The organism is Actinoplanes sp. NPDC089786 (assembly GCF_040684855.1).
In the GTDB taxonomy this organism is placed as follows: Bacteria; Actinomycetota; Actinomycetes; order Mycobacteriales; family Micromonosporaceae; genus Actinoplanes.
Map to the genome: position 1 here is coordinate 1 of NZ_JBFBGU010000050.1, position 835 is coordinate 835.

Annotated in this window: 1 protein-coding gene; it reads left to right on the forward strand. The window is 67.9% G+C overall.

From position 1 onward, the window contains the following. Nucleotides 1-160: 160 nt before the first annotated feature. Nucleotides 161-562 (forward strand): ester cyclase, encoded by a 402-nt coding sequence (locus AB0O15_RS47000; protein WP_364334414.1) that lies wholly within the window; start codon nt 161-163, stop codon nt 560-562. Nucleotides 563-835: the final 273 nt, after the last annotated feature.

The window sequence follows — 835 nt, forward strand, 5'->3', positions numbered from 1 at the left end:
CGACGGGGTCTTTTCGTTGGTATGTCCCTCTCGCTGAGCGTGTTCGCTGACAGCCCATCACCAGTTACGTACCGAACCTTTGCCTACCCGCTTAGCGCCACTCGGCTTGCTGGTGGCTTTCCGCGCGGCGGTTCCGGCGACCACCGCTTAGCGTGGGCGGATGACGGATCTTGATCTCGCGGGCCGCTACCGGGCCTATCTGGCCGTGCTCAACGAGCGTCGCCTCGACGACCTGGTGGAGTTCGTGCAGGACGAGCTCACCTACAACGGCGAGCCGCTGACCCGCGAGCAGTACCGCGACCTGATCGCCGGCGACATCGAGGCCATCCCCGACCTCTTCTACGACGCCCGCATCATCATGGCCACCGACGACCGCATCGCCTGCCGCATCCTCTTCGACTGCAAGCCGGAGAAGCCGTTCCTGGGCTTCACCCCGGACGGAGGCCGCTTCCTCTTCGCCGAACACGTCTTCTACCGGTTCGTCGCCGGCCGCATCGCCGCCGTCGACTCCCTCATCGACCGCCACGCCGTCGCCGAGCAACTCCGCTCCCGCGCGCGGTGATGCCTATACGCGCTCAGAGCTGCTCTGAGCGCGTATAGGCACCACGCCAAGGCGGCGCGGGCGCGAGACCCAGGCACGCAGCGCTCGACGATCGAGACGCCTGACGGAAAGCCGAACCGCCACGCCGTCGCCCAGCAGCTCCGCTCCCGCGCGCAGTGGTGCCTATACGCGCTCAGAGCTGCTCTGAGCGAGGCGGGCGGAGGGCGGGAACCGATCCGGACCGTCCGGCGTCTCGAAGGCGAAGAGGCGGAATGCGGGCCGGGACGACTCCGA

What these genes read in the sequence shown, in the direction of transcription:
- AB0O15_RS47000 (WP_364334414.1), top strand. Translation starts at nt 161, where the DNA reads ATGACGGATCTTGATCTCGCGGGCCGCTACCGGGCCTATCTGGCCGTG.